Genomic DNA, 7,715 nt, shown 5'->3' with positions numbered 1-7,715 from the left:
GCACGGGTGGGCGCAGCGGCACCCTGCCGGCACCGGTTAAGCGACGCCCCCGCCCTCAGCCCCCGCCGCCCCCACCACCCCCACCGCCACCGCCACCGCCACCGACAACGACGCCGCCGCCACCGCCCTCGCCAAGGCCGGCCTCACCGGCACCCGCGCCGTCACCTACCTCGTCCTCGACCGCTCCGCGAGCATGCGCCCGTACTACAAGGACGGCTCCGCCCAGGCCCTGGCCGACCAGACCCTCGCCCTGGCCACCCACCTCGCCCCGAACCCCGAGGCCCCCTCCGTCCACGTCGTCTTCTTCTCCACCGAGGTCGACGGCACCATCGACCTCACCCCCGCCTCCCCCGAGAACGCGATCGACGAGGCACACGCGGGCCTCGGCCGTATGGGCCGTACCAGCTACCACGCCGCCGTGGAAGCCGTACTCGCGCACTACGACAAGAACGCCACCCCCGGCGCCCCGGCGACCCCCGCCCTCGTCGTCTTCCAGACCGACGGCGCCCCGGATGCCAAGACCCCCGCCACCCAGTCCCTCACCGACGCCGCGAAGACCCACCCCTCGGTGTTCTTCTCCTTCGTCGCGTTCGGCGAGCACGAGAACAAGGCCTTCGACTACCTCCGCAAGCTGAAGACCGACAACACGGCCTTCTTCCACGCGGGCCCGACGCCCCTGGAGCTCACGGACGCGGAGCTCTACGATGGCGTCCTGATCGACTGGCGCCCGTAGCACCTGTGTCCCATGCCGCCCGCTTCTCACCCAATAAAACGGGAAGCGGGCGGCATACACATGTCGGCTACGATTTCAAGGTTCACACCTGTAGGAACCAGCTACAGCAACCGCGACCTGGGAGCAGCCCCCGATGGCTCGACACCTCATCACCAGCGCCCTTCCGTACATCAACGGGATCAAGCACCTGGGCAACATGGTGGGGTCCATGCTCCCGGCGGACGTGTACTCCCGGTACCTCCGCCAGCGCGGCCACGACGTCCTCTACATCTGCGCGACGGACGAGCACGGCACCCCCGCCGAGCTCGCGGCCAAGGAGCAGGGCCTCCCGGTCGACGAGTTCTGCGCCCAGGCGCACGACGCCCAGAAGGCGGTCTACGACGGCTTCGCACTCGCGTTCGACTACTTCGGCCGCAGCTCCAGCCCCGAGAACCGCGAGATCACCCAGCACTTCGCCCGCCGCCTGAACGAGAACGGCTTCATCGAGGAGCGGTCGATCCGCCAGGTGTACTCCCCGGTCGACGGCCGTTTCCTCCCGGACCGCTATGTCGAGGGCACCTGCCCGCACTGCGGCTACGACAAGGCGCGCGGCGACCAGTGCGAGAACTGCACCCGCGTTCTTGACCCGACCGACCTGATCAACCCGCGCTCGGCGATCTCCGGTTCCACGGACCTGGAGATCCGCGAGACCAAGCACCTCTTCCTCCTCCAGTCCAAGCTGGAGAACGAGGTGCGGGAGTGGGTGGCGAAGCACGACAAGGACTGGCCGCAGCTGGCCTCCTCCATCGCCCACAAGTGGCTCACCGAGGGCCTGCACGACCGCGCGATCACCCGCGACCTGGACTGGGGCGTCCCGGTTCCGGCCGACACCTGGCCGGAGCTGGCGGCCGAGGGAAAGGTCTTCTACGTCTGGTTCGACGCCCCGATCGAGTACATCGGCGCGACAAAGGAGTGGGCGGACCAGGACCCGTCCACCCGCGACTGGAAGTCCTGGTGGTACGACGTCGACACCGACGTCCGCTACACGGAGTTCATGGCGAAGGACAACGTCCCCTTCCACACGGTCATGTTCCCGGCCACCGAACTCGGCGTCCGCGAGCCGTGGAAGAAGGTCGACTACGTCAAGGCCTTCAACTGGCTGACGTACTACGGCGGAAAGTTCTCGACCTCCCAGAAGCGAGGCGTCTTCACCGACCAGGCGCTGGACATCCTCCCGGCGGACTACTGGCGCTACTTCCTCATCGCCAACGCCCCCGAGTCGGACGACTCGTCCTTCACCTGGGAGCACTTCACGGCCACGGTGAACAAGGACCTGGCCGACACCCTCGGCAACTTCGTCAACCGCGTCCTGTCCTTCTCCAAGAAGCGCTTCGGCGAGGAGGTCCCGGCCGGCGGCGAGCCCGGCGAGGCCGAGGCGAAGCTGGGCGAGCAGATCGCAGAACTCCTCGCCGAGTACGAGTCCCAGATGGAGTCCCTCCAGTTCCGCAAGGCCGCGGCAGCCCTGCGCGCCCTGTGGTCGGCCGGCAACTCCTACCTGGAGGAGAAGGCCCCCTGGCTGGAGATCAAGACGAACAAGGACGGCGCGGCCCTGACCCTGCGCACGGCGATGAACCTGATCCACCTTTACGCGGTGGTCTCGGAGCCCTTCATCCCGTCGACGGCGAAGACGATGCGCGAGACGTTCGCCCTGACCGAAGACACGGCGACCTGGGTCACGGCCGCCGAGGCGAAGTCCCTGGCCTCCGTCCCCACCGGCACTCCCTTCACGGTCCCCCCGGTCCTCTTCGCCAAGCTCACGGACGAGGACCTGGAGACCTACAAGGAGCGCTTCGGCGGCACGGAGGCCTGACCGCCCGCCCGGCCCCTTGACGACCCCGCCCACCGGCGTCAAGGGGCCGCCGCACGTCAGCTCAGCAGCCCCAGCACCAGCGCCCCCGCCACCGGCGCCGCGTACACCAGCGGGAACGGGATGTGCGAGTACCACCTCGCCCGCGCGACGGTGACCGCGGCGCCGGTGAAGTAGAGCAGCAGCCCCACCCCCGCCAGCACCCCGACCACCGGCACGGCCAGCCCGACCACCAGCCCCACCGCCCCGGCGGCCTTGGCCACCCCGAGCGGCGTCCACCAGGCCCGCGGCACCCGGTAGTCGGTGAGCGCCTTGACGATCCACTCAGCCCGCACCAGAAGCACGGTCCCGGAGAACCCGGCCAGCACAGCGGCGACCAGGGTGACGACGACATGGGCGATACGCACGAAGGACTCCCCTCACAACAACCTGCCGAACACCTCACTGACGCGCACGCCGCGATTTGTGTGACAAGGCAGCAAAGATCGCGCTAGCCCCCATCCCCTTGCATGGCTCTGCGGGCCCTGAGCACATAGCGCTCACGACGGGTTTCACCACCCATCCCGCACCTAGACTCTTACGAGCGCCGAGGAGAGGGAAGCCAGTGGCAGCTGGGGGGACGAGCGAGACGGTCGTGCAGCCGACAAGCCCTGACACCGTCAGTACGCAGGTACCGGCACCAGGGCAACGGCCGGTACAAGGCAGAGGTAGAGAAGGGCCTGCACACCCCGGAGGCCAAGCGTCGCCGCGCTGCTGCCCGCAAGGCAAAGGCGAAGGCTCGAGCCGCCGCGCGCACTTCGCAGAGCGCCAGCGCCCCGGAGACCTTCGACGACGGTGGGCTCTTCCCTGAGCCGGACGCCCTCTTCTGAGCTACACGACAGCGCCCCGCGCCAATGACAACCAGGCGCGGGCGCGTGCAGTTGAGGAGTCAGCTCCCCGACGCGTATGCCACGAAGTCCGCCCAGGCTTCCGGCGCCAGCGCGAGGCGCGGGCTGACCTCGCGGTACTTGGAGTCGCGGACGTGGATGATGCCGGGGGTGGTGGCGACCTCGACGCAGGAGTCGCCCTCGTTGCCGTCGCTATAGCTGCTCTTGAACCACGCCAGTTCGGAGGCGTCTCCGGCGTAGGGCTTGCGGATCATGTCTCTCCCAGCAATTGCTCAATGAAGGCCAGCAGCGACTCCCGAGGCGCAAGAGCCTGAGCCCGGATGGTGCCCTAGCGCAGCTCAAGGATGTGCACCTGCCTCGGGTCCGCAACAGGACGGCCGTTGAACGCACCGTCGGAGCGCCCTGTCGCCGTACCGTCCGCGAACTTCAGCAGCTCGATCCGTCCGTCCAGACCGGGGTGGACCTCGACGTGCGTAGGCATCACCTGAAGTGTGACGTTACGCAACCGGCCCACCTCCAACAGACGTTCGAGCTGCCGTCGCCACACCATTGTGCCGCCCAGAGGCCGCCGCAACAGCGTCTCTTCCAGCACGAAGCCGAGCGCGGGGGCTGGATCTCGCTCGAAGATGGACTGCCGAGCCACGCGCGCGGCAACCAAGCGCTCCACCTCGGCTTGTGGGTAAGGGGGTTGCCGCGACTCGAACGCGGCACGAGCATGATCCGACGTCTGCAACAACCCATTGATGCTGTTGCAGACGTACACCCCGATCTCGACCGCCTTCGCCTCCATGTCCGCCAGATCCCGCACCTTCTTCGGGTACCGGACCTTCTTCACGTCCTCCCAAGTCGCCGCGATGAGGCCGCCCGCGCCCAACACCTCGTCGGCCTTGTACAGATACTCCTGCCGAGGAATCCGCTGCCCGGACTCGATCTTGTACACCATGTCCTCGCCGTACCCGAGCCGCTTGCCGAACTCCCCGGCCCGCATGCCCACCGACTCCCGCCGCAGCTTCAACTGCCGCCCCACGGTGGCGACAACGGCCACGCCCCACTCGTCGTCCGGGTCCACCTCCCAACCCGGCTCGTCTGCCTCGGTCCTGAGCCGTACCTCGCCGTCCACCGACATGCGCACCCCTCCGCCGTACCGCCTCGAACCGCGACGCCCCTACCCGCACGCACCGCCCCGACAAGCCCGGACACCACCGGACAACCCTGGACAGTGACTGTACGCAACAGCGTCGTCACTCCTCACGGTAGGCGCATCCGGCCACGCTGAGTGACGTGAATCAGAAACTCGCCGAACAGACAGCCCCACCCACCCAGCCCGCCGAACCCGCCCGCCCCCTCCGCAACTTCCACGTCCTCCTGTCCCCCACCCCACGCGGCGCCCGCCTCGCCCGCCTGCTCACCACCGAACAACTGCGCGCCTGGGGACTCCACTTGGACCCGGCGGCGCTCGTCGTCGCCGAACTCGCGAACAACGCCGCCACCCACGGCCGCGTCCCCGGCCGGAACTTCCAGCTCCTGCTCTACGTCGTCGGCGACACCCTCCGCGTCGAAGTCACCGACACCCGCAGTGACCGGCTACCGCACCCCCAAGCCCCACCACCCCCGCCCGCGAAACCGGCCGTGGCCTGTTCCTCGTAGACGCTCTCGCCGACCGCTGGGGAGTGACTCAGGACCGACCGCCCCGCAAAACGGTCTGGGCCGAACTCACATACTCAAGTCAATGACGACCGTTCTGCGGGACACACCGCAGAGTGTCGCCAACCCGATCATCGAACTCGTCGCACAAGGCCTGGGCAAGCACCCAGCCGCACAACTGTGGAGGAAACTGGTGGCCGTGGACCTCTCCTTTTACAAGTCAGACCTCGCCCAGGAAACCCTCAAGGAAATCCGCGAGGAAATCCGCGCCGAGGGCTTGGCTCAGGGCGAGGCGCAACGCGCCGCCGAGGACGTCCTGGCCATCCTGGAAGTGCGTGGCATCGACGTCCCCGAAGCGGTCCGGGAACGCATCACCAGGTGTGGCGACCCCGAGATCCTGAGCCGCTGGCTGCGGCGTGCCGTCACAGCCCCCACGGTCGAAGACGTCTTCACGGACGAGTAGCCCGAGGCCATGGCAGAGAGGCCGACCCGGTACGCGGGCCGGCCTCGGGAGGCAGGGCGGTGAACGGCGAGAGCTGGCCGGAGCGCAGGCGTGCGCTCCTGAGGGACGACCCGGCGGCTGCCAAGAGAAGGCAGTGCGCGAGTGCGCTTCTCTACTCCGGCTGCACCACGAACACTGTCACCCCCCGCATCCGCACCCCGTACCACGCGGCTCCAAGTCCCCCGTCACGGCCACCTCCAGCCCACGTCGCCAGGCATCGGTGGCCTTGTCGATGTCTTCCTGGCGAAGCTCCACCCGGACCCGCCGCTGCCGCGAGGTGTCCTCGTGTACGAAGGAGCCGTAGATCGTCGCCTCACGCGGGTTCACGTCGCGGTGCAGTTTCGTCACCACCTCGTGCAGAACGGCCCCTTGCTCCCGCCCCAGCCGTTCACGGAGATCCTTCGCCACCGCCTCCAGCGCCCCCGCATGGTCACGGCTGAAGGCGACTGGTGGTGAGGGCTGTTCGACCGGCAGCTCGGACGACCACGCGAAGGACAGCGAGAAGTCCCCACAGAGATTCACGGACCTCACTGACCGGGCATTGTCCGACAACATCGAACTCGGTGTGGTTGCCCGTGATCCGCACCTGGTGGAGCCGCTCGTGGACCATTTCCGCTGGCTTCTGGCCCCCGAAAACCAGGTCATGCGGCCTGCGTGAACCCGGCTCAGAGCCGACCGCTGTGCGTGCAGTTGCGGACCGAGGGAAGGGCGTTCGACCTGAGACGCGCCGCTTCCCCCGGTACCCGGTCGGTCAGCTCGCGGTCAGCACGCCCGCGCCCGTCGTCTTCGCCAGCTCCGTCGGCAGGTTCTTCACGCTCGACTCCAGGCCCGCCGTCAGGGTCGGTGTCCAGTTGACCGTCGTCTTGATCTTCTTGGAGTTCGCGGCGTTGTAGGCGGCGACGAGGTCGGTCGTCGTGCCGTTGACGAGGTTGCCGCTGCCCGCGACGGAGCCGGTGCCGTCGCCGCTCAGGAGCTTGGAGACCTTGAGGGAGCTGGGCACGGTCCAGTAGTTGTTCTGGGCCACGACCTGCGCTTTCGCGCGGGAGTTGATGCTGTACTGCAGCGAGTAGCCGTTGAGGGGCGTGACGTCGTAGACGTTGTTGTAGATGTGTACCTGGCCGACGCGGGTCAGCGGGGCGCGCTGGACGATGCCCTTCCAGATGTTGTGGTGCAGGGTGACGCGCAGCTTGCCGCTGGGCTCGCTGTCGCTGCTGCCGATCAGCATCGTCTTGTCGTGGCTGGTGAACTGGTTGTGTTCGACGGTCACCAGGTCCGAGCTCTTGGTGATGTCGAGTTCACCGTCGTGGACCTGGTACTCACGGCCGTAGTACTTCGGGTTGGTGCTGTCGAAGTGTCCGGCGTCGGTGAACGTGTTGTGGTCCGCCCAGACGTGCGTCGCGCCGCGGAGCGTCACCGAGTCGTACGCGGAGTTCCAGTTGCCGTCGTCGCCGTCGGTCGGATCCCACTGGGGGAAGCAGTCCTCGGTGTCGGCGAAGGTCAGGTTGCGGACGATGACGTTGTCGACCTTCTGGATCTGCAGCATGCCGCCGGTGATGCCGGCGTTGGTGCCGGGGACGCCGACGATCGTGGTGTTGGCCGGCACCCTGAAGACGATGTTCTTCGCCTGCTTGTCCTGGGCCGCGGCACGGGCCTTCTCCTGGGTGCCGGAGGGCAGCTTCGAGCGGCCGTAGGTGGCGGGGTCGAACGCCTTCAGATAGGCCGACAGCGAGTACCCCGTGCCCGCCGCGTAGTCGGCGCAGGTCAGCTTCTTGCCGGAGTCGTCGGTGTTGGCGTCGATGGTCCCCTTGACCTTGATGATGCGCGGGCTGGTGGCGGAGACGGAGCCGAGCGCCTTCACCAGCTGGGCACGGGTGGAGACGGTGAAGGTGTGCGCGGAGTCGGCCTTCGCACCGCCGGTCGTACCGGCACCGGAGGACGCCCAGCCGTCCTTGGCGGCGAGTGTCCGGTGGTAGAGATCGGTGCCGGAGGCATTCGCGTTCAGCACGAGCGCACCGGCACCGGCACCGGCGGCCACGACGGCGGCGGAGACGACGAGGGTACGGCGCGTGCGAAGGGACCGACGGTGAGAGGCAGAGGCCACGG

General features: G+C 68.1%; 6 protein-coding genes and 3 pseudogenes (1 of these 9 cut by a window edge). 4 read left to right on the top strand and 5 right to left on the bottom strand.

The genetic code is table 11. The annotated features are described in order from the left end of the window. Positions 1–733, top strand: a pseudogene (locus tag ABTY98_RS42290) (VWA domain-containing protein) (it extends 1,306 nt beyond the left edge of the window). Positions 734–866: 133 nt separating this feature from the next. Beyond that, positions 867–2,582, top strand: coding sequence for a methionine--tRNA ligase (gene metG / locus ABTY98_RS15825; protein WP_352221477.1), 1,716 nt, complete (start codon positions 867–869; stop codon positions 2,580–2,582). A 56-nt stretch (positions 2,583–2,638) separates the two neighbouring features. Here the strand turns inward: metG and ABTY98_RS15820 are convergent, their stop codons facing one another. From ABTY98_RS15820 to ABTY98_RS15810, 3 genes and pseudogenes are all read right to left on the bottom strand, one after another. Continuing rightward, a complete protein-coding gene (locus tag ABTY98_RS15820; protein WP_352221476.1) occupies positions 2,639–2,986 on the bottom strand; it encodes a DoxX family protein in 348 nt (115 codons plus the stop codon). Positions 2,987–3,507: 521 nt separating this feature from the next. Beyond that, positions 3,508–3,720, bottom strand: a complete 213-nt coding sequence (locus tag ABTY98_RS15815) for a DUF397 domain-containing protein (RefSeq protein WP_352221475.1) — start codon at positions 3,718–3,720, stop codon at positions 3,508–3,510. Continuing rightward, positions 3,717–4,592 (bottom strand): annotated as a pseudogene (locus ABTY98_RS15810) (helix-turn-helix domain-containing protein). Before ABTY98_RS15810 ends, ABTY98_RS15815 begins: the two are co-directional and overlap by 4 nt. 155 nt (positions 4,593–4,747) lie before the next feature. On the opposite strand from ABTY98_RS15810, the pseudogene ABTY98_RS15805 reads away from it, so the two are divergent. Together ABTY98_RS15805 and ABTY98_RS15800 are read left to right on the top strand one after the other, a co-directional pair. Next, positions 4,748–5,199, top strand: a pseudogene (locus tag ABTY98_RS15805) (ATP-binding protein). Then, a complete protein-coding gene (locus tag ABTY98_RS15800) occupies positions 5,196–5,573 on the top strand; it encodes a hypothetical protein (protein ID WP_352221474.1) in 378 nt (125 codons plus the stop codon). Before ABTY98_RS15805 ends, ABTY98_RS15800 begins: the two are co-directional and overlap by 4 nt. A gap of 177 nt (positions 5,574–5,750) precedes the next feature. On the opposite strand, the gene ABTY98_RS15795 is transcribed toward ABTY98_RS15800, so the two are convergent. Further along, complete coding sequence (locus ABTY98_RS15795) at positions 5,751–6,134, bottom strand: hypothetical protein (RefSeq protein WP_352221473.1); 384 nt, start codon at positions 6,132–6,134, stop codon at positions 5,751–5,753. Positions 6,135–6,363: 229 nt separating this feature from the next. Further along, positions 6,364–7,713, bottom strand: coding sequence for a pectate lyase family protein (locus ABTY98_RS15790; RefSeq protein WP_352221472.1), 1,350 nt, complete (start codon positions 7,711–7,713; stop codon positions 6,364–6,366). Between the last annotated feature and the right edge of the window lie 2 nt (positions 7,714–7,715).

This window comes from Streptomyces sp. NPDC096040, from assembly GCF_040303265.1.
Lineage (GTDB): Bacteria > Actinomycetota > Actinomycetes > Streptomycetales > Streptomycetaceae > Streptomyces.
Note: the sequence above shows the minus strand (reverse complement) of the source record. Positions and strands in the feature narration are given on the sequence as shown.